This window comes from uncultured Oceanicoccus sp., from assembly GCF_963968385.1.
Taxonomy (GTDB): Bacteria; Pseudomonadota; Gammaproteobacteria; order Pseudomonadales; family Dasaniaceae; genus Oceanicoccus.
Genome location: NZ_CAXAHB010000020.1, coordinates 1 through 25918, shown reverse-complemented (window position 1 = coordinate 25918; position 25918 = coordinate 1). Strand labels below are relative to the sequence as shown.

General features: G+C 46.3%; 22 protein-coding genes. 12 read left to right on the top strand and 10 right to left on the bottom strand.

The annotated features are described in order from the left end of the window. The 5 genes from AACP44_RS03705 to AACP44_RS03685 all read right to left on the bottom strand — a co-directional run. A partial coding sequence (locus AACP44_RS03705; protein WP_339339128.1) for a VWA domain-containing protein occupies positions 1 to 1379 on the bottom strand: 1379 nt, incomplete at its 3' end. Beyond that, the gene (locus AACP44_RS03700; RefSeq protein ID WP_339339127.1) at positions 1376 to 2425 is read right to left on the bottom strand and encodes a VWA domain-containing protein; all 1050 of its coding nucleotides are present in this window, start codon (positions 2423 to 2425) and stop codon (positions 1376 to 1378) included. The genes AACP44_RS03705 and AACP44_RS03700, both read right to left, overlap by 4 nt. After that, positions 2419 to 2907 carry a DUF4381 domain-containing protein gene (locus tag AACP44_RS03695; protein WP_339339126.1) on the bottom strand — a complete coding sequence of 163 codons (489 nt, stop codon included), beginning with the start codon at positions 2905 to 2907 and terminating at the stop codon, positions 2419 to 2421. Before AACP44_RS03695 ends, AACP44_RS03700 begins: the two co-directional genes overlap by 7 nt. A 2-nt stretch (positions 2908 to 2909) precedes the next feature. Then, positions 2910 to 3881: a DUF58 domain-containing protein gene (locus AACP44_RS03690; protein WP_339339125.1), complete on the bottom strand. Its 972-nt coding sequence runs from the start codon at positions 3879 to 3881 to the stop codon at positions 2910 to 2912. Between the two features lie 13 nt (positions 3882 to 3894). After that, positions 3895 to 4860, bottom strand: a complete 966-nt coding sequence (locus tag AACP44_RS03685) for a MoxR family ATPase (protein WP_339339124.1) — start codon at positions 4858 to 4860, stop codon at positions 3895 to 3897. 383 nt (positions 4861 to 5243) lie between these two features. Here AACP44_RS03685 and AACP44_RS03680 point away from each other — a divergent pair, with 383 nt between their 5' ends. Further along, complete coding sequence (locus AACP44_RS03680) at positions 5244 to 5462, top strand: DUF2835 domain-containing protein (RefSeq protein ID WP_339339123.1); 219 nt, start codon at positions 5244 to 5246, stop codon at positions 5460 to 5462. A gap of 8 nt (positions 5463 to 5470) precedes the next feature. Here AACP44_RS03680 and AACP44_RS03675 read toward each other — a convergent pair whose 3' ends face one another. Beyond that, positions 5471 to 7111, bottom strand: coding sequence for a tRNA-dihydrouridine synthase (locus tag AACP44_RS03675; RefSeq protein WP_339339121.1), 1641 nt, complete (start codon positions 7109 to 7111; stop codon positions 5471 to 5473). A gap of 209 nt (positions 7112 to 7320) precedes the next feature. Here AACP44_RS03675 and AACP44_RS03670 point away from each other — a divergent pair, with 209 nt between their 5' ends. Further along, entirely contained in the window at positions 7321 to 7515 is a 195-nt protein-coding gene (locus tag AACP44_RS03670) for a hypothetical protein (RefSeq protein WP_339339120.1), read from the top strand. A 123-nt stretch (positions 7516 to 7638) separates the two neighbouring features. Here the strand turns inward: AACP44_RS03670 and rmf are convergent, their stop codons facing one another. Beyond that, a complete protein-coding gene (rmf, locus tag AACP44_RS03665; protein WP_339339118.1) occupies positions 7639 to 7842 on the bottom strand; it encodes a ribosome modulation factor in 204 nt (67 codons plus the stop codon). 454 nt (positions 7843 to 8296) lie between these two features. On the opposite strand from rmf, the gene rlmKL reads away from it, so the two are divergent. Further along, the gene (rlmKL, locus tag AACP44_RS03660) at positions 8297 to 10474 is read left to right on the top strand and encodes a bifunctional 23S rRNA (guanine(2069)-N(7))-methyltransferase RlmK/23S rRNA (guanine(2445)-N(2))-methyltransferase RlmL (RefSeq protein ID WP_339339116.1); all 2178 of its coding nucleotides are present in this window, start codon (positions 8297 to 8299) and stop codon (positions 10472 to 10474) included. 66 nt (positions 10475 to 10540) lie between these two features. Here the strand turns inward: rlmKL and AACP44_RS03655 are convergent, their stop codons facing one another. Then, positions 10541 to 12745 (bottom strand): YgiQ family radical SAM protein, encoded by a 2205-nt coding sequence (locus AACP44_RS03655; protein WP_339339114.1) that lies wholly within the window; start codon positions 12743 to 12745, stop codon positions 10541 to 10543. A 185-nt stretch (positions 12746 to 12930) separates the two neighbouring features. Between AACP44_RS03655 and phoB the strand changes: the two genes are divergently transcribed. The 7 genes from phoB (at position 12931) to phoU (ending at position 21873) form a co-directional block, all read left to right on the top strand. Beyond that, positions 12931 to 13656 carry a phosphate regulon transcriptional regulator PhoB gene (phoB, locus tag AACP44_RS03650; RefSeq protein WP_339339112.1) on the top strand — a complete coding sequence of 242 codons (726 nt, stop codon included), beginning with the start codon at positions 12931 to 12933 and terminating at the stop codon, positions 13654 to 13656. Between the two features lie 34 nt (positions 13657 to 13690). Further along, positions 13691 to 15031 carry a phosphate regulon sensor histidine kinase PhoR gene (gene phoR / locus AACP44_RS03645; protein WP_339339111.1) on the top strand — a complete coding sequence of 447 codons (1341 nt, stop codon included), beginning with the start codon at positions 13691 to 13693 and terminating at the stop codon, positions 15029 to 15031. A gap of 141 nt (positions 15032 to 15172) precedes the next feature. Continuing rightward, positions 15173 to 16162 (top strand): phosphate ABC transporter substrate-binding protein PstS family protein, encoded by a 990-nt coding sequence (locus tag AACP44_RS03640; protein ID WP_339339109.1) that lies wholly within the window; start codon positions 15173 to 15175, stop codon positions 16160 to 16162. 138 nt (positions 16163 to 16300) lie between these two features. Next, positions 16301 to 18580 (top strand): ABC transporter permease subunit, encoded by a 2280-nt coding sequence (locus tag AACP44_RS03635; RefSeq protein WP_339339107.1) that lies wholly within the window; start codon positions 16301 to 16303, stop codon positions 18578 to 18580. Next, a complete protein-coding gene (gene pstA / locus AACP44_RS03630; RefSeq protein ID WP_339339105.1) occupies positions 18581 to 20272 on the top strand; it encodes a phosphate ABC transporter permease PstA in 1692 nt (563 codons plus the stop codon). 69 nt (positions 20273 to 20341) lie between these two features. Continuing rightward, a complete protein-coding gene (gene pstB / locus AACP44_RS03625; RefSeq protein ID WP_339339129.1) occupies positions 20342 to 21136 on the top strand; it encodes a phosphate ABC transporter ATP-binding protein PstB in 795 nt (264 codons plus the stop codon). A gap of 17 nt (positions 21137 to 21153) precedes the next feature. Then, positions 21154 to 21873, top strand: coding sequence for a phosphate signaling complex protein PhoU (gene phoU / locus AACP44_RS03620; RefSeq protein WP_339339103.1), 720 nt, complete (start codon positions 21154 to 21156; stop codon positions 21871 to 21873). A 6-nt stretch (positions 21874 to 21879) separates the two neighbouring features. Here the strand turns inward: phoU and AACP44_RS03615 are convergent, their stop codons facing one another. Together AACP44_RS03615 and AACP44_RS03610 are read right to left on the bottom strand one after the other, a co-directional pair. After that, positions 21880 to 23394, bottom strand: a complete 1515-nt coding sequence (locus tag AACP44_RS03615) for an AbgT family transporter (protein WP_339339101.1) — start codon at positions 23392 to 23394, stop codon at positions 21880 to 21882. Between the two features lie 21 nt (positions 23395 to 23415). Then, the gene (locus AACP44_RS03610; RefSeq protein ID WP_339339100.1) at positions 23416 to 24687 is read right to left on the bottom strand and encodes a CinA family nicotinamide mononucleotide deamidase-related protein; all 1272 of its coding nucleotides are present in this window, start codon (positions 24685 to 24687) and stop codon (positions 23416 to 23418) included. A gap of 120 nt (positions 24688 to 24807) precedes the next feature. Between AACP44_RS03610 and AACP44_RS03605 the strand changes: the two genes are divergently transcribed. Continuing rightward, positions 24808 to 25173, top strand: a complete 366-nt coding sequence (locus AACP44_RS03605) for a hypothetical protein (RefSeq protein WP_339339098.1) — start codon at positions 24808 to 24810, stop codon at positions 25171 to 25173. 49 nt (positions 25174 to 25222) lie between these two features. Further along, positions 25223 to 25918: hypothetical protein (locus AACP44_RS03600; protein ID WP_339339096.1), on the top strand; the 696-nt coding region annotated here is incomplete at its 3' end.

Genomic DNA, 25918 nt, shown 5'->3' with positions numbered 1-25918 from the left:
TCTTGCTGTTGTTGTTTAAGTTGTTCCAGTAGTTGTTTATTAAACAGCGCATCTTCCATATCTGGTATTTTAGTCAATGCTTTATTATAGGCGTCTATGGCTTGGTCTAACTGACCGGCTTTAGCCAACGCATTTCCCCGATTATAGTGGTCGTTAGCACTGTCTGCTTTAGCAAATTGCTTGGCTGCGCTGTCATAATCACCGGCCTGGAAGCTGGCGCTGGCTTTCCATTGTGGGTGATTAAATAAATTAGCAGCCGTTTTAGCATCACCATTCTTTAGGGCTTCAGCAGCGCGCTGGTCAGGACGCTGCCATAGATCTTGCCACTCAAAGGCATAACCGCTTTGCGGTTGAGTCAGTATCAGTAGTGGTAACACTAATAACCAGCCGCGACGAAAGGCTAATAGGGCCAGAGGCAATAGTGCCAGCGCTAGCAATGAACCGCGATCATGCCACTGATCGAATTGTCGCTCGGTTAGTACGGTATGCTCTTCCAGCTGGTTGGTTAATTTTGGTAAAAGAAATGCCATGTCATTATCGTTTAAGCTGATATCGCTATAGCGGCCATTACTTTGTTTGGCCAGTTGTTCTAGGCGTGAGCGTTGCAATTGCGGCACAATAATATCGCCGCTGTTATTTTTGAGAAAACCCGATTTGGCCGGTATTGGTGCGCCGTCAGTCGTGCCAACGCCCATAATGGATAGCTCATAAGCACCGCCGCCCAGTAGATTATTGATATCATCAACATCGCTTTGAGTAATACTATCGGTGATTAATAATATCCGGCCATTACTAACTCCGGTATTGTCAAAACACTGTTTGGCCAGTTTTAATGCCGCTACAGGGTCGCTACCAAATACCGGCATCATGCCCGGAGCCAAGGCAGGCATTAAATTGGCGATAGTCGAGTTGTCATCGGTTAAGGGCGATACGATATGTGCATCACCGGAATAAGCAATTAAGGCGGTTAGGCCCTCATCCCGTTGTGCCAGAATATCCAAAATTTTATGGCGCGCCCGGACCAGACGTGAAGGTTTAATATCTTCCGCCAGCATCGATAACGATAAATCGAGCACAATAACCAGCGCATCCTGTTTTTTATGGATTGGCTGCGGGAGTTTTTTCCAGCTGGGGCCTGCCATCGCTATGGCCGCAATAATCCAAGTCAGTAGTAATAGTAGCCACGGCCAGCGGCTTGTTTTGTTGATACCACCGTCAGTCAGGTGATTCAATAATTGCGGATTGATAGCAGCCTGCCAATTGGCCGCACTGTTTTTTTGCTGCCAGAAAAAAATTACTAGCAAAACAGCAGGTATGATCGCTAACAGCCATTCCGGCCGTAAAAAATGAAATTGATTAACCATTAGCTGGGCGTTCATAACGACTTCTCCGCAGCCAATGGTTTGTTAGTTATGGTTGACCACCAGAATTGCCACGGTAATAAGCTTAAAGCTAATAAACCACTTAAACCCAGGGCAAAGGCTAATGGCCAATAAAATAAGGCTTTTTGTGGTCTGAAGGTTTGCTGCTTATCTTCAACCGGTTCCAGTTGATCGAGAATACGATAAATGTCCAATAGCTGCTCAGGGTTGCGCGCACGAAAGTATTGACCGCCTGTTAGATCAGCGATTTGTTGTAGTGTTTTTTCATCCAGATCAGCAGAAGGGTTAATGCGGCGAGCGCCAAAGCTACTACCAAAAATACCTTGGGTGATCATTTCATCCGCGCCGACACCAACGGTATAGATAACGATATTATTTTCTGCTGCTAATTTGGCGGCGGGAACGGGTTTGACTTCGCCACCGTTGTTTTGACCGTCGGTCAGCAAAATCATCACATGGCGATCGCCGGGTCGATCGCGCAAGCGTTTTACCGATAAGCCAATAGCATCACCAATAGCGGTATTTTGCTCGCCTGCAAAACCAATTTGAGATTCTTTCATAAACCGTTGCACCGTAGTAAGGTCAAAGGTTAGCGGGGCTTGCAGATAAGCTTGGCTGCCAAATAATACTAGACCCAAACGGTCGCCTTTACGGCGCTGGATAAAATCATTGAGTACCGTTTTAACGGCAGTAAGCCGCGATACTTGTTTGTTGCGGACGACCATATCCTCGATTTTCATACTGCCGGATAAGTCGACGGCCAGCAATAAATCACGACCACTGGTAGGTAGGCTAACAGGGTCACCAATCCAGGTTGGACCCGAGGCGGCAGCAACCAAAGTACTCCATATTAAGGCTAAACAAACCAGTCGTATTTTACGTTGCTTGATAGCGCTGGTTTTTTGCTGTTCTAAACCAGAAAGCTCGCGATAAAAAGGCACTCTAACCGCTGTCTGTTGTTGTTTGGCTATTGGCAGCAGCCAAAAAGCCAGCATTGGCAACGGTAATAGATAGACGACCCAGGGGCATTCAAAGCTTAGCATAACGGCTGGGCACTCCGTTTTATATCGTGCTGTTTAATCCATCGCTCGGCGACTTTGTCTAGCTCCAGCAAATTAAAATCGGCGATGTCCGGAGCGTAAGGGCCATCGAGTAATACCTTGGCAATACCTTGGCTAAAGTCACTGGTATTGCCGCTACTATCTAAAAAAGCTAACCACTGTTGACCGCTTAAACTGGCGATATCAGTAGTGGGTTCTGCCGCCAGCGCTGTCTGTTTAAGTAGTCGATTTAATTGTTGTAGATAATCTGTAGGGTTTTGCCGTTGCAACATAGCTAGTTGCTGCAAGGCATATTTGCGATAGCGATTGTGCTGAATATGCTTGCGCCAGACATAAACCGATGCAGCCAACAAAGCAATAATAACGATACACACTATCCACCAGCCCAGCGCGGGCGGCCAAGTGCTTATCGGCTCGGGTAAATGAATATCACGTAATTGTGCGAGTGGATCCTGCGCTGGCATATCTAGCGTTTGGCTCCTGTTGCCGTTCCATAATAACGGTATAAATGTTGTAGCGGTGCTTGCTCGGTAGAAACCTTAATTAATGGAATCCCCAGCTTGCCCAATTGCTGTTTTAAGGCTTGCTGCTTAGCCGCAAAATGTTGCATATAATTTTGCCGAGTCTGATAACTGCCAGTATGGATTTGGCTACGTTGATTGCCGTCAGTGACGCTATATTGGCCGGGAGGCGGTAATTGCTGTTCCAGCGGGTCGTAAATAAATAAAGCGGTTATTTCGCAGTGACGGGAGAGTTGGTGTAAATGTTTAAGCACATTGCCATCATTAAAACCGCTGAAGTCACTGATAATATAAATAGTGCTGCCGGGTCTGGCGATGCGACGCAGCTCAATTAAGGATTCTTCCAGTCGTTGGGCCGAGGATAGGCCAACACCGCTGTTTTTATTAAGAGCGTGGTTAAATTTCAGCATTAAATGAATTAACGCCAGAGCGGATTGGCGACTGCGGCGGGGACGTATTTCCTGTTGCCCAGTGTTGCCAAATACCAAGCCACCGACACGGTCGCTATTATGCAAGCCGGACCACGTGATTAAAGCGCCCAGATAACAGGCCATTACCGACTTAAAACAGGTTTTGCTACCAAAGAACATGGATTGCCGTTGGTCGGTTACCACTAGCATGGGGCGCTCCCGTTCTTCTTGAAAAAGTTTGGTATAGGCTTTACCGCTACGAGCTGTGACACGCCAGTCAATCGTGCGAATATCATCACCGGCTTGATAGGCTCTGACTTCTTCAAAATCGATACCGCGGCCACGAAAGTTGGTTTTGTTGGGCCCCGCCAGCAAGCTCAACGCCTTACGACGTTGTTGTAGTTTTAAATCCTTGGCAACAAAGCGGGCGCTGATCATATCGTCAAGGTCGATATAAGCACCGTTTAAACGTTGTTCTAATCTATTTTTATTAGTTGTTATTGCCATTAAGTGGCGGCCTCTAGGCTACGGGCACATGCCTAAGTAGTTGTTCTATCACTTGATCAGTACCAATGCCGTTGGCTTCTGCCTCAAAGCTTAATATCAGGCGGTGGCGCAACACGTCGGCGGCAACCGCTTGCACATCGTCGGGGCTGACAAAGTCTCTGCCGTTAATCCACGCGTGAGCACGGGCGCAGCTATCAAGGGCAATGGTCCCTCTTGGGCTAGCACCCAATTCAATCCATGCGGCTAGGTCACTGCTATAGTTGCCAGGTTGACGGCTGGCCATAATCAGTTGGACGATATATTCCTCAACAGCAGGGGCTGTATGCAAAGCAAGAGCCTGCTGTCTGGCGGAGAAAATAGTTTGTTGTAGTACCGGTGCAGGGGTTGGAGCGGGTTCTGTGTTTTGAATCGATTCATCGCGAACTAATTGCAGTATTTTACGTTCGGCATCTACCGTGGGGTAATCCACACGCACATGCATTAGAAAGCGATCTAACTGCGCTTCTGGCAGGGGGTAAGTGCCTTCTTGTTCAATGGGATTTTGCGTCGCCATCACTAAAAATAATTCAGGCAAGGCGTAGGTGGTTTTGCCTACACTGACTTGGCGTTCTGCCATGGCTTCTAATAAAGCTGATTGAACCTTGGCGGGAGCGCGGTTGATTTCATCTGCCAACACCAGATTATGGAAAATCGGGCCTTGCTGGAATTGAAAACTGCCATCTTCTGGGCGGTAAACATCCGTGCCCGTAATATCGCCGGGTAAGAGGTCAGGGGTAAACTGAACGCGATGGAAATTTCCTTCAATGCCATCCGCCAGCGTTTTAATTGCTTTGGTTTTTGCCAAGCCTGGGGCACCTTCAACCAGTAGGTGGCCGTTGGCTAATAAGGCGATCAATAGGCGCTCGACTAAGGCCTGCTGACCAATAATCTGGCTTTCCAGCCAAGTCCTTAAAGTATTAACTGCGTTTTGTTCACTCATAGTCGTGGCTGGATTCCGTTACTGAAAATTAAAATTAATCCAAGGCGGCGGTTTGCCCATCCGTCATGGGTTATTATTAGTTGCTTAATATTAGTATTTTAATAGGGGTTATTGGACTCTGTTGTTAGCACAAGTTCCAACTGCTCGGACTATTGTACAAATTTCTATCAAAATCGGTAGTTTAAGCCAAATTTTTCCAGTAAATATCTGTAATCAGTACATTTAACAAGCTATTTTTCTTGTGCTGTTGAGAAAATAGGTGTGGACAGAGTGATTTATCAAGGCTTGGATAGATCAGTTGCTCGTTGCCGGTCTGTTGGGCATGATATCAAGTAGTTTTTATGATGACGTGGTATAAAACCGTTGTGGTTGGCCTATAGCTTATGCGTAAAGTAACAGTTGATATTTCAATCTCGGCGGATGAATACGTTAAGCAATACCAGTTTTCCAATGCCGTGGTTTCGACCTATTGCCGCGACGGCCGCAGTGTGCGCTTCCCCGCTAATATTCTGCAACGTTTTATTACTCATGCCGGAGTAAAAGGTAGCTTTAGCATCGAGTTTGATAGCAGCGGAAAATTCACCCAAATCCACAAGCTCTAGGGTAGATATTAACTCGCAGTGGCGGACAAGAAAGGGCCGTCTACACATAGTCTTCGGCCATCAGGTGCATTACAGGCACCGCAGATACCTACGCCACACTTGGTTAGATAGTCGATAGCACTATGAATTTGTTCCTCTCGACAAAACTCTTTTTGTACAGCAACTGCAGCGTGAACCATGGGTTCAGGCCCGCAGTTATAAAAATAGAGCTTATCCAATTGCTCAGGTGACATCTGTTTAAGCCGGTTGCGTAGCATTTCAGTGACTAAGCCATGATAACCGCGGCTGCCGTCATCAGTGGCGATATGCAGAGTGCTGATATCTTCACATTCTTTGGTGAAATATAAGCGATCGGCACTGCGCGCGCCGACAAAGATTTCGGCATTATTTTCACCTTCGCCGCCTAGATCACGGGCAATTTGATAAACCGCTGCCAAACCTGTGCCACCGCTAACTGCCATAATTTTAGCGCCTGCCGGTGGCTGAACCGGAATGCCATGTGGGCCGCGAACATAGGCCTCAGTACCGGGTTCTAATTGAATTAACTGCTCGGTAAATTCACCCAGATTAATTACAACCAGCGAGAAGGGGTCATCAGTTAAGGCAGAAAAGGGTTTTTCACCTAAACCGGGAATCCATAAAAAGATAAATTCACCCGCTTGTACGCCGACTTTTTTGTCAAACGTCAGAATAGAAATATCGTCACTGATTTTTTCATTTTTAACCAGAGTGACAGGATCAAAATCCATATCAATATCATAGCGAACCAAAGATTCGGCGTTATTGGTATCGTGCTCAAGGTCAGCTTTCAGGTTTGCAAAGTAATTGCCAATTTGAACGGTAGTCATGCCCACTAGGGCGGATCCAATACCAAAGATAGTGGCGCCAGCACCTTTAAATGAACGGACATTATCCGCACTGCTGAGACCGCCACAGCCAATAACTGGACAGCTAACCGCCTGTGTAATTTCGTTAACGCATTTAAGCGCGATCGGCAAAACGCCCTTGCCAGACAAGCCGCCCAAACCATTGCTTAATACCGGTTCACCATGGCTATGATGACTGCCTGGCCCCAAGGTATTGATCGCACAGATAGCATCAGCACCACCTTGTTCAGCGGCTTTGGCGATTTCAGCAATATTGGCTACATTGGGCGTTAGCTTGGGTACCACAGGTACATTGACCGCTGCTTTTACTGCGGCAGTGATCTCTCTAACCAGATCAGGATCCTGACCCATTGCCATACCGTAGCCCTTGGCATGCGGGCAGGAGAGGTTAAGCTCTAGACCATCGGCATGAGGGGCCATGATTTTGGCGACCTCAACATATTCTTCAACGCTACCGCCAAAGATAGATATCAGCAAAAAGCGATCATCGGGGATATCAAGTTCAGCCATTAGTTGTGCAGAGCGCTCCGCGCCTGGGTTGGTTAGACCGACTGCATTGACAAAATTGCCCGGTGAGTACTGGCTTAGAATGGGTTCACGGTATCCGGCTCTGGGCGTCGGACCAATACTTTTGGTGGTCAAAACCCCGACCTCAGGAATTTGATCAAAAAACGCCTGAATAATTGGTGCCGAGCAAGTCACGATGCCCGACGGGATGGTGAATGGGCCAGACAGGGTTTTGCCGAGAAATGCTGTTTTCAAGATCTGAGAGTCCAGTGCTGATGTGTTTGCGAACCGGTATTTTACAGATATCCGCTAAATAAGGCACTAGTGATTGTTCAGAGAGAGGCTTTGTGGGGATAAGCTGATACAAGCAGTAATTTTACCGTTTTCCCGACGGTAAAAGTCACTGGTTTTTAGGCTCATAGACTCCTATTGTCGATAAAAAAATAACAATAGAGAAGGTCGGTATGCAACGCAAAGCTATTGAAGTCAGTTTAGAAACCTTGGTATCGCTCGCCCGTGATGCCGGTATGTCGGCTAATGATGAGCTGCCTGAGCGTTTGCAGGGCGACATAAAAAGCCGTCGAGCCAGTGATCGCGCAGATTATCAACCGGCTACCAACAAAACATTGGGCGCCATGTTGTCCTCGATTAGAATTTAGTCAGTGAAAGTTTGTCGATGTGGTATAAAAAAACCCGCATCAGTTGATGCGGGTTTTTTGCTGGCCTGGGTATCGTTTTAGGCTCGGCGGTTAAGTGAGTCTGTTAGTCTGTCGGCAGTGGCGTTAATGTATTGCCATTTTGTGTATGCCCGAGACGCCGGTATAGCCATCCCATTGGTCTGCGCGACCCTCTCGCCAACCGGTCAGCCATTGTTGCCGTATATCGCCGTTATCATAGGGACAGGTTTCTTTGTTGCGACCCGTTGATCCTGCTTGATAACCTTTGGAAAATGCTCTTTCAGTCATATCGCGTTTCTGTCTTCTCATAGAATAATCCTCGTTCTATTATTATGGATTAACACTGCATATTGAACACCCATTAGGTCCAATAGTTCCGCTGCTAAGCTGCGCTATTGTTCGATGAAGGGTGGTTGAAAGATTGAGCTGGTGTTTTAGCGCCTCCTGTTGAGTCTGACCGGTGAATAACTTTGTTTATTGTTAGTAGTGGTGAGGGGCTGGAATTGATAGAATCGCGCAGCACTCACCGTCCAATCTAAACAAATTTACTGGATGCTGTCGACTGTTAGATTTTTGGCGTTTTGCTAAAGCTTAAAAATAACCGCCATTGCCAAAATAAGTTCTATTAAAATCAATAGCTTGATTCAGGAGCAGTATGAAGTATTCCTTGCTGCCAGTCCTTTAGGGTTTGTTTATCATCATATAGTCTAAGCATAGTGTCGGTGACGCCACTGTCATCTTTAATTACCGGGTTTTCTACTTCATGTCTCAAGCACTGACTTTTTTTGCCACCTGTCCCAAGGGTTTGGAGTCCTTATTATTGGATGAGATTCAGACCATGGGCGCTACCAGAGTGAAGGAAACCGTGGCAGGGGTGCACTTTGATGGGTCTTTGCTCATCGCTTATCGCAGCTGTTTATGGTCTCGTCTGGCCAACAGGGTGTTGATGCCGGTGGTTACGGCGGAGTGTTATAGCGCTGATGATTTATATGCCGTCGTCAAAGCTATCGATTGGAGTAGGCACCTCGGTGTGGATGGCACGTTCGCTATCGATTTCTCCGGTAAGTTACGGGATATCAACCACAGTCACTTTGGCGCTCTAAAAGCCAAAGATGCCATTGCTGATTACTTTATGGAGCAGCATCAACGTCGCCCCAATGTGGATACCGATGCCCCTGACGTTAGAGTCAATGTCCGGGTTGCCAAAGGCAAGGTGACTGTAAGTATTGATTTATCAGGGGAGAGTTTGCACAAACGCGGCTATCGCCTAAGTGGGGGTAGTGCGCCGCTAAAAGAGAATCTAGCCGCCGCCATACTCATGCGCGCAAATTGGCCTGGTATTGCCTCACAGGGCGGTGCTCTGTTAGACCCTATGTGTGGCTCTGGTACATTGCTTATTGAAGGCGCATTAATGATGGCTAATATCGCTCCGGGGCTATTTCGTGACCGTTGGGGCTTTGATGGATGGCTGCAACATGATGCTAAAGGCTGGTTGCAATTAGTCGATGAAGCGGAAGCGCTAGAGTTGCAAGCAAAGCGTCGTCAATGGCCTGAAATTCGCGGTTATGATGCCAGCCCCAAAGCCTTGGACAGCGCTCAGGAAAATATCGATCGCGCCGGTCTTAATGGCAAGGTTAGAGTGCTCCGCAAAGAGCTATCAAAATTTGTTAAACCCACTCACTCTGATGTTGATAGAGGTTTGGTAGTGACTAACCCGCCTTACGGTGAACGTTTAGGGGATGAGTCTTCGCTAATTCATCTTTATCGCCATCTGGGTACGCGTTTAAAAGAAGAATTTAGTGGTTGGAAAGCCAGCGTCTTTACCGGCAACCCTGATCTGGGTAAGCAGATGGGGATTCGTTCTATCAAACAATACCAAATGTTTAACGGCGCTATCCCCAGCAAATTATTAAACTTCGATATTGGCGAAGCTTCCTTTGTGCATGATAGTAGTCGCCAGGTCGGTGCCCCCATTCAAAAGAAAACGCTGGATGATTTAGGTGATGGCGCCAGAATGTTTGCCAATCGCCTGCGTAAAAATAAAAAGAATCTCGCCAAGTGGCTGAAGAAAAATACGATTAGCTGTTACCGACTTTATGATGCTGATATGCCGGAATATGCTGTTGCTGTTGATTATTACGAGGGTTGGGTGCATGTTGCCGAGTATGCTGCGCCAGCTAAAGTGGATGCCGCAGCGGCAGAGCAGCGTTTAAATGATGTGATGCAGGCCATTCCCATCGCTCTGGAAGTAGACTCGAAATATGTCGTATTAAAACAGCGCAACCGACAAAAAGGCAGCAGCCAATATCGCAAGAAGGAAGAAAGTGGTGAGTTGTTTGAGGTAAAAGAAGGGCAGGCCAAACTGCTAGTCAATATGAGAGACTATCTGGATACCGGTCTATTTTTAGATCATCGCCCAGTGCGGTTAAAAATTGCCGAGTTGGCCAAGGGCAACCGGTTTTTAAATTTGTTTTCTTACACCTCAACCGCCAGTGTGCATGCAGCATTAGGTGGCGCGACCTTTACCGATAGCGTTGATCTTTCAAGCACTTATCTTGAGTGGTCAAAAAAGAACATGGCGATCAATGGTTTGAGTGAAACCCAGCATCGCATGATTCGCGCCGATGTATTAGAGTGGTTGAAAACTTGTGACAATCGTTATGACCTTATTTTATTAGACCCACCGACTTTTTCTAATTCTAAAAAAATGCAATCAACGCTGGATATACAGCGTGATCATGTTGCTATTATTCAAGCTACTATGAAACTGTTATCAACCGATGGTTTATTAATCTTCTCTAATAATCAGCGCAAGTTTAATCTGAATGATCAGGCTCTAACGGATTTTGTTATTGAGAATAAAACCCAATGGTCGTTGGATAGGGATTTTCAGCGTTCAAAGCAAATTCACCAGTGTTGGTTTATTCGACATAACAGCTGAAGCTCGTAGTGATTCAGTGTTGGCTGCATCATATGTGCTTATGCAGAGCAGGTTTTGCTGAAAATATTACTTGCGACGTCGAGCGGTATTTGCGCTGTTTCGGCGAGAGTTAGACTTGTTCACCGGTTTTTTGCGTTTAAGCCGGCTGCCATCTGCTCTTGGAGGCAGGCCAGTATGCTGGGTTTGCATCGGCTGGCCTTTTGGTGGCACCCAACTTCTAGGTTGATGTGGCGGGATTAAATGCTTTTTGCCGGTGCCAATCAAATCAGCACGCCCCATTTTCTTTAGTGCTTCTCGCAGCATGGGCCAGTTATCGGCATCGTGGTAGCGTAAAAAGGCTTTGTGTAAACGGCGATGACGAAGTCCCCTCGGGGTGACAACTCGTTCAGTATTGCGACCGACTTTCTTTAGCGGGTTGCGCTCCGAATAATACATGGCAGTGGCACTGGCCATAGGCGATGGGTAAAATGCCTGAACCTGATCTGCTCTAAATTTATTACGCTTTAACCACAGCGCTAAGTTCATCATATCTTCATCAGTGGTGCCGGGGTGAGCGGCGATAAAGTAGGGGATCAGATATTGTTTTTTACCGGCTTCTTTGGAGTATTTTTCAAATAGTTTTTTAAAGCGGTCATAGCTGCCCATACCGGGTTTCATCATTTTTGATAAGGGCCCGCCTTCGGTATGTTCCGGTGCGATTTTTAAATAACCGCCAACATGATGGGTAACCAGTTCTTTAACATACTCCGGTGTTTCTATCGCCAAGTCATAACGCAAACCGGAAGCGATTAGGATTTTTTTAATACCGGGTAATTCACGGGCATCGCGATATAAATCCACCAGGGGCATTTGATCGGTGTCGAGGCTTTTACAAATATTAGGATAGACGCAGGAGAGGCGACGACAGTTTTGTTCAATCTTTTTGCTCTTACAATTTAAACGCCACATATTGGCAGTGGGGCCGCCAAGGTCAGAAATAACGCCGGTAAAGCCCGGGCTCTTATCGCGAATATTTTCAATTTCTTGCAGGATCGATGCTTTAGAGCGGCTTTGAATAATGCGGCCCTCATGTTCGGTAATAGAACAAAAAGTACAGCCACCAAAACAGCCGCGCATAATATTGACCGAGTTTTTGATCATATCAAATGCAGGAATTTTAGCGTTGCCATAGCTTGGGTGAGGTACACGCTGATAAGGCAAGTCGAAAACGCCATCCATTTCATCAGTTTCCAGCGGAATAGGGGGTGGGTTTAACCACACTTCTCGCTCGCCGTGTTTTTGTACTAGAGCTCGGGCATTGCCGGGGTTAGTTTCTAAATGTAAAACCCGTGATGCATGAGCGTATAACACCGGATCGTTTTTGACTTTTTCATAGGCCGGTAAGCGAATGACGCTGGTATCGCGGTTAAGTTTATTTTTACGCGCGCTCAGCGGGTCAATAATAGTGACGGTTTGTACATCGTTTTGTTTTGCTTTGTCACAGTCTTTACTGCCACCAGTATCGCTAACCTGATAAGGGTTTAGGTGAGGGGTGACTTTGCCCGGACTATCGACAGTGGAAGAGTCAATCACCGTCCATCCATCAGGTACCCGTTTACGCACAAAGGCCGTACCGCGAATATCTTGGATTTGATAAGCATCTTCGCCATTGGCGATTCGATGGGCAATTTCAATAATAGCTCGCTCGGCGTTACCGTAGACTAACAGATCAGCTTTGGAGTCCATCAGCACTGAACGGCGAACTTTATCGCTCCAGTAATCGTAATGAGCGATGCGGCGCAGGCTGGCCTCAATAGAGCCGATAATCACCGGCACGCCTTTAAAGGCTTCTTTGCAACGTTGTGAATAAACGGTTACTGCGCGGTCGGGGCGTTTGCCACCTTCATCATTGGGTGAGTAAGCATCGTCATGACGCAATTTACGATCAGCCGTATAACGGTTGATCATGGAGTCCATATTGCCGGCTGCTACGCCAAAAAAGAGGTTGGGCTTACCAAGGGTTTGAAAAGCCTCTTTTGAGCGCCAGTCCGGCTGGGAAATAATACCCACCCGAAAGCCTTGAGCTTCCAGTGTTCTGCCAATCACAGCCATACCGAAGCTGGGATGGTCGACATAGGCATCACCGGTAACAATAATAATATCGCAGCTATCCCAGCCCAATTGATCCATTTCTGCCCGTGACATCGGTAAAAATGGAGCAGGTCCATAGCACTCCGCCCAATATTTACGATAGGAGAACAGGGGTTTGGCGGCTTGTTGATGTGGATTCATGAGTGGATCGTGCTAAATAATCAATTGGGACGCAGTATACGTGAATTTTCTTCTGAATACCGTCTTCAATAGTTGGCTATAACTTCGGCTGAGCAATATTTGCGCCTTTGGTGCAACTTTGTCATATTGCTGTAATAAAATCAGTTTTTAATGAGTAGAAAGGGTTACAGAAGGTTAATGGGATAATGCAAGAAAAAACCATACTCATAGTTGATGATGAGGCGGCGATTCGCGAAATGATCCGTATGTCGCTGGAAATGGCTGGTTATGACTGTCGTGAGGCGGGTGATATCCAGCAGGCCTATGCGTCTATTACTGATAATATTCCCGATCTGGTTCTGCTCGATTGGATGCTACCTGGTGGCAGTGGTATTGAGTTACTGCGACGCCTGCGTAAGGACGAACTGACCGCCGATTTGCCGGTGATTATGCTAACGGCCAAAACCGAGGAAGATAATAAAATTCAGGGCTTGGATATAGGCGCTGATGATTATGTCACCAAACCGTTTGCCCCCAGAGAGCTGTTATCCAGAATCAAAGCAGTGATGCGACGTGCCGGTCATAGTGAGCAGGAAAAAGCGATCGAAGTATTGGGTTTAAAACTAGACCCATCCAGTCACCGTGTTTATGTTAATCAACAGCTAGTCACTATGGGTCCGACGGAATTTAAATTATTGCGCTTTTTTATGACCCATCAAGAGCGAGCCTATAGTCGTGGGCAGTTGCTTGATCAGGTTTGGGGCGGTAATGTCTATGTCGAGGAACGCACCGTAGATGTGCATATCCGTCGTTTGCGTAAAGCTCTTGAAACCGATGCCGTGGACTATGGTTGTTTGGTGCAGACAGTAAGGGGCACAGGCTATCGTTTTTCTGCTGATGGTTGCACAATAGACATGGCTAGCAGTTCCTGATACCAGACACTACAACCACTGAGAAAACTTATTAATGCACACTATCGATTGGAAAATCGAATGCCGAAATTTGGCTATCTTACTGCTGATAACAGGCCTGATTGGTTCGGCGGTTGGTTTTTTAGTGTGGTTTTTACTGTTTGCCTCGCTTAGCTATATCGCTTGGACACTATTCCAGTTACAACGTATTCAAATTTGGCTGTCCCAACAAACTGATGCTGATCCACCAGAGAGTAAAGGTCTTTGGGGTGATGTGTTAGATGGTATCTATCGTCTGCAACGTCAAGGCAAGGAAGAGCTTAATCGCCTGCAAGCAACGGTGGATTATTTGCAAGATTCCTTTGCGTCTTTGGACGATGGCGCAGTGATGATTGATAAGCGAGGCAATATTGAGTGGAGTAACGTCGCCGCTGAATATTTATTGGGCTTGCGTTATCCGGATGATAAAAATCAGCAATTAGTTAATTTAATTCGTGACCCTGAGTTTATTCGTTATTTTGAAAATGATGATTACTCAGAGTCTTTGTTGATCGACTCACCTCATAATAAGCATTACCAATTGCAGATCAGTATTTCCTACTTCGGTCGAGGTAGCCGGTTATTATTTGCCCGTGATGTCACTGAAAACAATCGCCTGCAACAAATGCGTAAAGATTTTGTCGCCAATGTTTCCCATGAATTGCGCACGCCACTCACGGTGATCAAAGGTTATCTAGAGACCTTATCGGATAAGGCAGGTACTCAGGGCAATCCGCAAACTATTGATACCGCGGCTAACGATATAAGTTGGCGGCGCGCGATCGACCAGATGCTAACGCAGTCTAATCGGATGGAAAATCTGATTAGAGACTTGATGATGCTATCGAAATTGGAGTCTGTACCAGAGAATAACAAGGATGAACCCATCGATCTTGAACCTATGCTCGAAACGATCAAAGAGGAGGTGGTTACCGCTTTTAAAGATCGGCGAGTGATTAAGCTTGAATGTGATTATAGTCTGCGTCTGATCGGTCATGCTGATGAGTTGCGCAGCGCTTTTACCAATCTGGTGATGAACGCCGCTAAATACAGTCAGGATGGCGGTATTATCACCATTCGCTGGTTTGGCGATGCCCAGCACTGTTATCTCGAAGTTGAAGATAATGGTGAGGGAATTGATGATATCCATTTGCCGCGCCTAACCGAACGTTTTTACCGTGTCGATAAAAGCCGTTCAATTGAAACCGGTGGCACCGGCCTTGGCTTGGCGATTGTTAAGCATATTTTGCTGCGCCATCAGGCTGAATTAAAGATGAGCAGCGTTTTGGGTGAAGGCAGTACCTTCAGCTGTGAATTTCCCCGCATGCGTCTGTTGGCTGAAACCCATAGAGCCTGACCCTAAACCTCCCAGTAATCCTTTATCCCCTGCAATAAATTTTTCTTAAAATCGTCATACAACTGTAATAATTGGTTTATACAGTAGCCCCAACAATCTATAACAAAGTATGATCTTTTACTGAAACTGTTGGAGAGACCGATGAAACTCAATAAGCAATTAAGAGCAACAGCACTTGCCATGACTATGGCTAGCGCCAGTCTTTTGTCCCTAAATGCGGCTGCGGCGACAAAAGTCGATGCTGATTTGCCGGTATATCAAAAGGCTAGCGGCATTTCCGGTAACCTTTCCAGTGTGGGTTCTGACACCTTGGCTAACTTGATGACCTTGTGGGCGGAAGGCTTTAAGCGCTTTTATCCTAACGTCAATATTCAAATTCAGGCTGCGGGCTCTTCTACGGCGCCACCGGCATTGACTGAAGGTACCTCAAATATCGGTCCTATGAGCCGTAAAATGAAAGATAAAGAGCTGGCAGCTTTTGAAGCCAGATACGGTTACAAGCCTACCGCTATTCCTGTAGCGATTGATGCTCTGGCGGTTTATGTGCATAAAGATAACCCCATTAAAGGTATGTCGATTCAGGATGTTGACGCGATTTTCTCTTCAACGCGCAAATGTGGTGGTGCTGTCGATATCAACACTTGGGGTAAAGCGGGCTTAACCGGTGCTTGGGTTAATCGTGATGTACAGCTATTTGGTCGTAACTCGGTTTCAGGTACCTACGGTTATTTTAAGAAAAAATCCTTATGTAAAGGCGATTTCAAAAATACCGTCAATGAACAGCCAGGTTCAGCCTCTGTTGTTCAATCGGTAGCAACCTCCATTAACGGGATTGGTTATTCAGGTATTGGTTACAAAACTTCCAGTGTTCGCGCTGTCGCATTAAGCAAAAAACCGGGTCAGACGCCAATTGCAGCAACCCCAGACAACGCAGTCACCGGCGCTTACCCGCTATCTCGCTACCTATACGTTTACGTAAACAAAGCGCCTAACAAGCCTTTGGCTCCTCTAGATCGCGAGTTTATAAAGTTGGTGTTATCTAAAGCGGGCCAGGAGGTTGTGGTAAAAGATGGTTATATCCCATTGCCGGCTAAGGTAGTAGCCAAGCAGATGACTAAGCTAGGTATGTAATTTTATTTAAGCTGCAGATTTTTCATTGAGCTTAATTTGAACCACGGTTTTTACCGTGGTTTTTTTGTTGGTGAGTTAATAAATAGCAATAAGCTCCCTGTCACAAAACTGTAATATTCCTAAAATACAATACCCCTCATGCAGAATCTCGATACATTACAGTCCGAATCGCAACAGTCCGAATCGCAAGCTAAAAGCAGTATCTTTGATGACCGCCTTGGCGGCTGGCGTAAAACCAAAGATAAATTGGCCAATATCACTATAACTGGCGGCGGTATGGCGGTTTTGATGGCTATTTTATTGATTTTCTTCTATCTGCTTTATGAAATTATGCCGATGTTTAAGAGCGCTAACATAGAAGCAGTTAGCCGTTATAGTCTGGAACAAAAAGCAGCATCAAAAAATGGTGATACCCTGTATCTGGCCATGGAAGAACAGGCTGAAATAGCTGTTCGGTTACAATCCAGTGGGCAAATAGACTTTTTTACCGCCAATAGCGGAAAAAAAGTAAAGCAATATCAGTTGCCGTTGTCTTCTCAATTAACCGCCTTCGCTCTCAACTCAGAGCAACAACCCTTGTTGGCATTGGCTACCGGCGGTGATGTGTTGCTAGCCAAACCGATCTATAAAATCAGCTATCCCAATGATCAGCGCTTGATCACGCCAGTGATGGAATACCCCTATGGTGAAGAGGCTATATCCGTTAGTCGCGCAACCATCACCCAACTGGCTGTTCGCGATACCGAAGAACAGCTTTTGTTATTGGCAGCTGTCGATGGTCAACTTGAAGGTATTCGCTTGGTTAAAGAAGAGGACTTTCTCAGCGAAGAAATCGTACTGGTAGAAGAAGTTCTGCTACTGCCAGAGTTAGATATCAATATCGACTGGCTCTTGATTGGCCCTGATCAGCGGTGGGGTTATGTGGTCAGCCGGCAGGGCGACTATCGGGTAATAAATCTTAATAGCGAACAGATAGTTGATAGCGGTCGCCTAATCACCCAAGGTGAGGTGACCGATGTGCGCCTGCTATTGGGTGAGATATCTCTAATGATCTCCACCGATCAAGGTGAAATTCAGCAGTGGTTTATGGTGCGTGGTGATGGTGAGCTGCCGCGCTTGCAAAATATCCGCAGTTTTCAAGGTAGTGATAGCGCGATCAAGTTGGCGGCTACTGAGCACCGTCGCAAGGGTTTTTTAACGGTTGATAACGATAATCAGCTGGCCATTTATTACACCACGTCGGGTCGACAGCTGCTCTCTGAGTCCATTGCCGATGCATCCGCCCCTATTAGTCAGTTAGCTATCGCTCCCCGCGCCAATGCATTGCTGACACAGCAGGCCAATGGCGAGTTTGGCTATTGGTTGCTGGACAACGAACATCCGGAAATTTCCTGGCAGGCACTATGGGAAAAAGTCTGGTACGAAAGTTATCCGGAGCCCGATTATATTTGGCAGTCCTCAGCCTCTAACAACGACTTTGAAGCCAAGTATAGCTTTACGCCATTAGCCTTCGGTACCTTAAAAGCGGCTTTCTATGCGATGTTAATCGCCACGCCTCTGGCCTTATGTGGCGCTATTTATACCGCTTATTTTATGACGCCGGTAGTTCGCCGAAAGGTCAAGCCGCTCATTGAATTGATGGAAGCGCTGCCCACGGTTATTCTGGGTTTTTTGGCGGGTTTATGGTTGGCACCGTTTATTGAGCGGAACCTGCCGGGTGTCTTCAGTCTGTTGCTGTTAATGCCGGTAGGTGTTTTGATTTTCGGTTTTTGCTGGAGCCGGCTGCCAGATGGTTTGCGCCTGCGGGTTCCTGATGGCTGGCATGCCGCACTATTGATCCCCGTTGTTATAGCGATCAGTTGGGGTTGTATTGCTGCCAGTGGCATTTTTGAATTATGGTTTTTTAACGGTGATATGCGCGCTTGGCTAACCCATGATCTGGGAATTTCCTTTGATCAGCGTAATGCCATGGTGGTCGGTGCCGCAATGGGTTTTGCCGTGGTACCAACGATTTTCTCCATCGCAGAAGATGCGATTTTTTCAGTACCCAAATCACTGAGTTACGGCTCACTGGCGTTAGGTGCTACACCTTGGCAAACCTTGGTCGGTGTTGTTATTCCCACCGCCAGTCCCGGTATTTTTTCGGCCTTAATGATTGGTATGGGTCGAGCGGTCGGTGAAACCATGATTGTATTAATGGCCACCGGCAATACACCGGTGATGGATGCAAATATCTTTGAGGGTATGCGCACCTTGGCAGCCAATATAGCAGTAGAAATTGGTGAGACAGAAGTGGATAGTTCGCATTATCGGGTACTATTTTTGGCCGCTTTTGTGTTATTCCTGTTTACTTTTGTAGTCAATACCATTGCAGAAATTGTGCGTCAACGGCTACGCAAGAAGTATGGTTCTTTATAAATGACTTTAGATAAAGATAAAAAATCATCCGTCAGAGATTGGGTTAGCAATGGTGAGCCCTTTATTTGGATTAATGCGGCGGCAGTCAGTATCAGTGTTGTGGCGGTGATCGGTATCTTGCTACTACTAGCGGTGCGTGGTTTTGGGCACTTCTGGCCGGCCAATGTTCTGGAAGCCAACTACACCCAACCCGGACAGCTAGCACAGAGAATTATTGGTGAAGTTGTTGAGACCGAAACCATCCCAGTTGAACAATTGTTATCAGCGGGCGTAACCATAGAAACCGATGCGGTTTTTATTGACCGCACCCTGATTAAGCAGGGTAATCGCGATGTAACGGGTACTGACTTTGTCTGGGTGATTGAAGATTTTATTAGCGACAGGCAATACCCTGAAGCATTAATGGTCATTGAACGTCGTGAGTGGGGTAATTTTTACGGCTACTTAACCTCTATTAAACAGCAGGGACAGCTGGTTGACGCAGAGGATAATTGGGCTGAGTTTCAGCGTCGTATAGCGCGGGCATTGGCATTGCATGCGAAAATAGAAAACATAGAAAAAGGTGATATTGGCACTATTAACTACCAGTTAGAACGTTTGCGTTTGCGCGAGCGTGGACTGGCTTTAAATAAGAATTTGACTGCTACGGAACGTGCGAGCGATTTGGCCGATATTACTGCTGATCGCGCAGTGCTGGACCAAGAGTATGGTTTACTGCAAAAGCAATTAGCTGAGCTCTACCAGCAAATTAACCGCGATAGCATTACCGCTAACACTATGAGCGGTGTTGCGGTAGAAATACCATTGGCTACCATTGTTCATGCTAATCGGCCCAATGCGATGGCTATAGGTGAAAAAGCGATAGCCTATATTTTTAAGTTTTGGGAATTTCTAACCGATGAGCCGCGTGAAGCCAATACCGAAGGGGGTATATTTCCAGCTATTTTCGGTACCGTGATGATGGTATTACTAATGTCGGTTATGGTGACACCTTTTGGCGTCGTGGCAGCGGTGTATTTAAGAGAGTATGCCAAGCAAGGTGTTATGACGCGTACAGTAAGAATCGCTGTTAACAACCTCGCTGGCGTACCATCAATCGTTTATGGTGTCTTTGGTCTGGGTTTCTTTATTTATTTTCTTGGTGCGGAAATCGATCAGGTATTATTTGAAGCGGCGTTACCTGCGCCAACCTTTGGCACTCCGGGTTTGTTATGGGCCTCGCTGACTTTGGCTTTATTAACGTTGCCAGTGGTTATTGTGGCGACAGAAGAAGGCTTGGCTCGCATTCCCCGCTCATTGCGCGAGGGTAGTTTGGCGCTGGGTGCAACCAAAGCTGAAACACTTTGGCGAGTGGTTTTACCTATGGCCAGTCCAGCGATGATGACGGGTTTGATCTTGGCCGTTGCCCGAGCCGCCGGTGAGGTGGCGCCGCTTATGTTGGTGGGTGTAGTAAAGCTTGCGCCATCGCTACCGGTTGATGCCAACTACCCGTATATACATTTGGATCAGAAGTTTATGCACTTGGGCTTCCATATTTACGATGTCGGTTTTCAAAGTCCCAATGTTGAAGCGGCACGCCCGCTAGTTTACGCCACGGCTCTGTTGTTAGTGGTGATTATTGCCTTATTAAACTTTAGCGCGGTCGCTTTACGTAATCACTTGCGTGAAAAGTATAAGTCGCTAGAGATGTAATTGAATTTAAACCATGATTAAAACAGATGAGAATATAACGTGAAAACTCATGCAATAGACTTAGATACTATGGGGCGTAGCCAGCAGGCTCTCGATATCGCTAATGAAGATATCAGCTTGTCGGTCGAGAACCTGAACCTGTTTTATGAAGGTCATAAACAGGCGCTTCACAATATTAGTCTGGATATTCCCAAGCAGCGCGTCACTGCCTTTATCGGCCCTAGTGGTTGCGGTAAATCAACACTACTGCGTTGTTTTAATCGCATGAATGATTTGGTCGATGGCTGTGAAATTAATGGCAAAATCTTGCTCGACAACGAAGATATTTATCAGCGTGGTGTTGATGCTGCATCCTTGCGTCGTCGTATTGGTATGGTATTTCAAAAACCTAACCCGTTTCCAAAAACCATTTATGAAAATGTAGCTTATGGTTTGCGTATTCAAGGGATTAATAAAAAGCGCGTGTTGGATGAGGCAGTAGAAAAGTCATTGCGCCAAGCCGCATTATGGGATGAAGTCAAAGATCGTTTGCATGATAGCGCTTTAAGTATGTCAGGTGGTCAGCAACAGCGTTTGGTGATTGCCCGTACTGTTGCCATTGAGCCTGAGGTGCTATTACTCGATGAGCCCGCGTCAGCACTGGATCCTATTTCGACATTAAAAATAGAAGAGCTGATCTATGAGCTAAAATCCAAGTACACCATTGTTATTGTTACTCACAATATGCAGCAGGCAGCGCGGGTGTCGGATTACACGGCATTTTTGTATATGGGCAAGCTGATAGAGTTTGATAATACCGATAAATTATTTACTAATCCTAAACAGAAACAAACAGAAGACTATATAACCGGCCGTTATGGTTAGCGGCAAAGGATAAAACCATGATCGATAAAGATGTGCACAGTCATCATATCTCCCAGCAGTTTAATGCTGAGTTAGATACCATTAAAACCCATATGCTGGAAATGGGTGGCTTGGTAGAGCGGCAGGTTCGCGATGCCATTGCCGCCTTGATTGAAGGTGATAGTGAATCTGCGGAAACGGTTAAGGTGAATGATGCAAAAATTAATTCGATGGAGCTGTCGATTGATAAAGAATGCACCAATATCCTTGCCAGACGTCAGCCAGCAGCTAGTGATTTGCGTCTGATTATCGCCATTAGCAAAGCGGTTATTGATCTTGAGCGCATCGGTGACGAGGCCGGTAAAATTGCCACTCAGGCCATTCAGTTATCTGAAAGCGGTGAATCCCCTCGCGGCTATAAAGAAATTCGTCATATCGGTAATCATGTCGGTTTTATGGTGCGTGATGCGCTGGATGCTTTTGCCCGCTTTGATGTCGATATGGCGTTGGCTGTAGCGAAAGAAGACAAATTGGTTGATGAAGAATACGGCAGCGCGGTGAGAAGTATTATTACCTTTATGATGGAAGATCCACGCTCTATCAGCCAAATGATCAATGTGATTTGGGCGTTGCGTTCACTGGAGCGTATCGGTGACCATGCCCGCAATATTGCCGAACATGTTATTTATTTAGTGAAAGGCAGAGATGTCCGCCATTTCGGTATTAAAGAAATGACGGCAGAAGTGCAGGATAAATAACAGGTTCTATTGAGTTATAAAAATGCCTGCCCCAGGTCCCAGTGGCCAATCCAGCAGAATCCAGACTAGCAGCAATAGCGACCAGCTGACTAAAAACGCCACTGAGTAGGGCAGCATGGTCGCTACAATAGTTCCTATCCCAGCTTCTTTGTCATAGCGTTGTACAAAGGCGACTACCACACCAAAGTAAGGCATTAACGGCGTGATAATATTAGTGGTACTATCGCCGATTCGAAACGCCATTTGAGTCGCTTCAGGGCTGATGCCTAGCAATAAAAACATAGGTATAAAAATCGGCGCAAATAGCGCCCATTTAGCCGAGGCGCTGCCAATCAATAGATTAATTATCGCGGCCAATACAATAAAGCTCACCAATAATGTGGCTGCGCTAAGACTTAATGATGTTAACAATTCAGCGCCATTAATCGCCGCGATAGCGCCCAGTTGGCTCCAGTTAAAATAACTGACAAACTGTGCGGCAAAAAACATCAGCACTATATAACCGGCCATGGTGCTTATGCTGGATTCCATGCCTTTAATCATATCGTCTTTATGGGCAAAGCTACCGCTGAGCTTGCCATAGATATAACCGGCAATAGCAGCATAAGCGGCAATAATAATAACGATACCTTTGATAAAGGGAGAGCCAAGGATGGTGTTATCTTCAGCTCGTAGCAGGCCGTTATGAGGCAATAGCCCTGAAAGTAATAGGCCGACAAAGACTAAACTAAAGCATGCTACTGCGCGCAGTGCCGATTTTTCTTGGCTATTTAGCGTGGTACTAACGGATGAATCATGGTGTTTTGTATAGCTGCCAAGACGTGGTTCAACAATTTTTTCTGTTACCCAAGTGCCAACGACGCTAATAACAAGTGTTGAGACGATAAGAAAATAATAATTGCCGGCGGCATTAACTTGATAGTCAGTTTGAATCAGTGCCGCTGCTTCAGTGGATATGCCAGCCAGTATGGCATCAACCGGACCGATAAGAATATTGGCGCTAAAGCCGCCTGAAACGCCGGCAAAGGCCGCAGCGATACCGGATAAGGGATGACGCCCGGCAGCAATAAATACTAATGCTGCCAGAGGGATTAATACTACATAGCCGGTATCCATTGCCAGACTGGATAATACGCTGGCTAAAACGACAAAAAAACTCAGTAATTGCTTGGGCGCTTTGAGTATCGTCGCTTTTAAGGTGGCTGCAATTAATCCTGAATGTTCGGCGACGCCGATACCCATGATCGCAACCAGCACACTACCGACGGGTGCAAAGTGAGTAAAGTTAGTGACGGTGTGGGTGAGAATAAGATGCAAGCCATCTTTGCTCAGTAAATTCAGGCTATTGATAGTATCGCCGCTAATAGGATGAACAGCAGATAATCCCAGCCAGCTAGCGAGGGCGGAAATTAGCAGAATAAAGCCACATAGACTGATAAATAAAATAGTGGGGTTGGGCAACTTATTGCCTAGCTGTTCAACCCGTTGTAGCAGGGAGTTAACCAGTGCGCTTTCGTTCATGGTGTTCTCATTGATTGCGGGTTATTCGGAATAACGGCTGAGGTAGCGAGGTTCTTTTTCAATACCCAGCAATTCTCGGCGTATCAAATCCAATGATATTGCCATTACCATTTGTTGAAACCATTTGCGTGATGCATTAAGGCGCAGCTTGCAAGCTTTTAGTTTGTCTCTACTGCCCCATGCTATCCATACCGTTCCCACAGGTTTTTGCGCGCTACCACCATCGGGCCCAGCCACGCCCGATACCGCAATAGCATAATCAGCACCACTGCGTGCCATAGCGCCATTGGCCATAGCAATAACCACAGCTTCACTGACAGCTCCCTGCGTTTGCAAGATCATTTTATCAACACCGATTATGTTTTGCTTGATGGCATTGGAGTAGGTAACAAAACCTGCTTCAAAGACTGATGAAGCACCGGCGTTTTCAGTGATCGCCGAGGCGATTAGGCCGCCGGTACAGGATTCTGCTGTGGTCAGTCGGGAGTGTTGTTGGTTTAATAGCTGGATTACCGCTTTAGCCAGATTGGTACTATCCGAGCCAACAATATAATCACTGATTAAGCGATATAAGTGCTGATAGCAGTCTTGTTGTAGTTGCGTATGTTTGGAGTCTTGAATGCTTAACTTGATTTCTAATAGCGGCATGCCCGCCCTGAATCCCAGCTCTACCTCTTCGGGCCAGTCGACGAGTTGATTATTAACAAGCTGCTGCAAAGTAGATTCGCCAATACCAAAGGTTTGGAAGCGCAGAGTGGATGGCTGTTTATTATTCGGAAACTGATCACAGATCAAATCGACAATGGTCTGTTTCATCATCGACTTAAGCTCGCTGGGTATGCCGGGGGTGCAAATGATTAAACAGTGATTATGGTGAATAAAAAAGCCGACGGCACTGCCTACCGGATTGGGAATGATTTCAATGCCTGTTGGTAGCATGGCCTGCTTTAAATTAGCCTCATTCAACTTTAGCTTGTGACGCTCACACCATTCGATAAGATGTTGTTTGGCGATGGCATTTTCTTCGATAGCCTGCCCAGTGAGTTCACTGAGTATTTGCGCGGTAAGATCATCTGCAGTGGGCCCAAGACCGCCATTAATAATCAGCACCTCGCTAGCCTGCGATTGCAGTTGCATTTCTTCGAGTAGTTTGACGCGATCATCACCGACAGTGACTTTTCTGGCAATGTTATAGCCTTTTGCACCCAATTGTTGGGCAATCATGGCGGAATTGGAGTCAACCGTATGGCCAGACATTAATTCATTGCCGGTCAGCAGTAATTGTATTTTCATAAGGATTCCTATCTAAATCAACGTCGTATTTTAGTTGTCGTCTACTGTTGGCGTTGTTAATCTGGCGTCTACGGCTACTCGATGATCACTGTTGATAATACACCATAAACAGGATGGCTTATGACTGATTTCCCCAAATTGGATTTCCATGATTTCCATCTTCAGCAACTGCCCCGCCAGTTAGCTGCTGGTCATGGTCTGCTCGCAGCCCAAGCTGCTCGTGAACTTGCCGCGATTTGTTTTCGTTTAAAAGATAGTGACCATGCTTATACCTTCCAACCTATGGCAGAAACCATTGCTATTGTGGCTGGAACCGAGGCAGAGCAGGTGGTTGAACTCGATCAGTCGCAATGGCAGGCAATGATCTATCATTTTAGATCCTCACCTGAACTGTTATCTGCTGGTCACATCTCCCAGACCGACGACAATTCAATAGTTCCTCATCGCTGGCAATCGGTACTAAGGGCGATGCTGTATGGGTCTTAAGAATATTATTGTTTAAGGAAAGTTGTTTACTGAATAGGAGTTAATGCCAATGAAATTATTTAAAGTGCTAATCGTCACTGTTTTGATGATTGCGGCAGCTTTGTTTTATCTCGCTAATAATATCAATGGTGTGGTTAAAGATGCTGTGGTGAAGGCCGGTTCCGAAGCCTTGAAAACGCCAGTCACGCTTGAAGCTGTTGATATACAGCTATTAGAGGGTCGGGTGCAATTATCCGGTTTGGTGATTGCCAATATCCCCGGATTTAAAGCGCCTTCGCTGCTCGAGATGAAGACTGTTGTGATTGATCTTGATGTTTCCTCGCTACTGGATAATTTGGTTAACGTGCAGCAAATGACTATTGATGGCGCTCGTGTCACCGCTGAACAAAAAGGCGCTACCACCAATGTGCAGGTGCTGCTTAACAATCTGGATGCTGGCACTTCCCCACAAACCCAGTCGCCAGAACAAACCGATGGTGATTCGCCAGCCAATGTTGATCTTTTGATTAAAGTCGGGCAGTTAAATTTTTTAAATAGCTCAACAACGCTGATTAGCGATCAGTGGGGTGAAAGGGATGTGCAAATTCCTGCTATTAAGCTTAGTCATATTGGTGGAGAATCTGGTGTGCCTGCTGAAGCGTTGGCCCATGCTATCGCCAAGCCATTGCTAAAGCAGTTAAATGGAGCGTTGAAAGACCGCTTGCAGCAATTGCTGGAGGACAAAGCCAAGGCCGAGCTTAAGGCC

What these genes read in the sequence shown, in the direction of transcription:
- AACP44_RS03700 (WP_339339127.1), bottom strand. Translation starts at nt 2,425, where the DNA reads ATGCTAAGCTTTGAATGCCCCTGGGTCGTCTATCTATTACCGTTGCCA.
- AACP44_RS03695 (WP_339339126.1), bottom strand. Translation starts at nt 2,907, where the DNA reads ATGCCAGCGCAGGATCCACTCGCACAATTACGTGATATTCATTTACCC.
- AACP44_RS03690 (WP_339339125.1), bottom strand. Translation starts at nt 3,881, where the DNA reads ATGGCAATAACAACTAATAAAAATAGATTAGAACAACGTTTAAACGGT.
- AACP44_RS03685 (WP_339339124.1), bottom strand. Translation starts at nt 4,860, where the DNA reads ATGAGTGAACAAAACGCAGTTAATACTTTAAGGACTTGGCTGGAAAGC.
- AACP44_RS03680 (WP_339339123.1), top strand. Translation starts at nt 5,244, where the DNA reads ATGCGTAAAGTAACAGTTGATATTTCAATCTCGGCGGATGAATACGTT.
- AACP44_RS03670 (WP_339339120.1), top strand. Translation starts at nt 7,321, where the DNA reads ATGCAACGCAAAGCTATTGAAGTCAGTTTAGAAACCTTGGTATCGCTC.
- rmf (WP_339339118.1), bottom strand. Translation starts at nt 7,842, where the DNA reads ATGAGAAGACAGAAACGCGATATGACTGAAAGAGCATTTTCCAAAGGT.
- rlmKL (WP_339339116.1), top strand. Translation starts at nt 8,297, where the DNA reads ATGTCTCAAGCACTGACTTTTTTTGCCACCTGTCCCAAGGGTTTGGAG.
- AACP44_RS03655 (WP_339339114.1), bottom strand. Translation starts at nt 12,745, where the DNA reads ATGAATCCACATCAACAAGCCGCCAAACCCCTGTTCTCCTATCGTAAA.
- phoB (WP_339339112.1), top strand. Translation starts at nt 12,931, where the DNA reads ATGCAAGAAAAAACCATACTCATAGTTGATGATGAGGCGGCGATTCGC.
- phoR (WP_339339111.1), top strand. Translation starts at nt 13,691, where the DNA reads ATGCACACTATCGATTGGAAAATCGAATGCCGAAATTTGGCTATCTTA.
- AACP44_RS03640 (WP_339339109.1), top strand. Translation starts at nt 15,173, where the DNA reads ATGAAACTCAATAAGCAATTAAGAGCAACAGCACTTGCCATGACTATG.
- AACP44_RS03635 (WP_339339107.1), top strand. Translation starts at nt 16,301, where the DNA reads ATGCAGAATCTCGATACATTACAGTCCGAATCGCAACAGTCCGAATCG.
- pstA (WP_339339105.1), top strand. Translation starts at nt 18,581, where the DNA reads ATGACTTTAGATAAAGATAAAAAATCATCCGTCAGAGATTGGGTTAGC.
- pstB (WP_339339129.1), top strand. Translation starts at nt 20,342, where the DNA reads ATGGGGCGTAGCCAGCAGGCTCTCGATATCGCTAATGAAGATATCAGC.
- phoU (WP_339339103.1), top strand. Translation starts at nt 21,154, where the DNA reads ATGATCGATAAAGATGTGCACAGTCATCATATCTCCCAGCAGTTTAAT.
- AACP44_RS03615 (WP_339339101.1), bottom strand. Translation starts at nt 23,394, where the DNA reads ATGAACGAAAGCGCACTGGTTAACTCCCTGCTACAACGGGTTGAACAG.
- AACP44_RS03610 (WP_339339100.1), bottom strand. Translation starts at nt 24,687, where the DNA reads ATGAAAATACAATTACTGCTGACCGGCAATGAATTAATGTCTGGCCAT.
- AACP44_RS03605 (WP_339339098.1), top strand. Translation starts at nt 24,808, where the DNA reads ATGACTGATTTCCCCAAATTGGATTTCCATGATTTCCATCTTCAGCAA.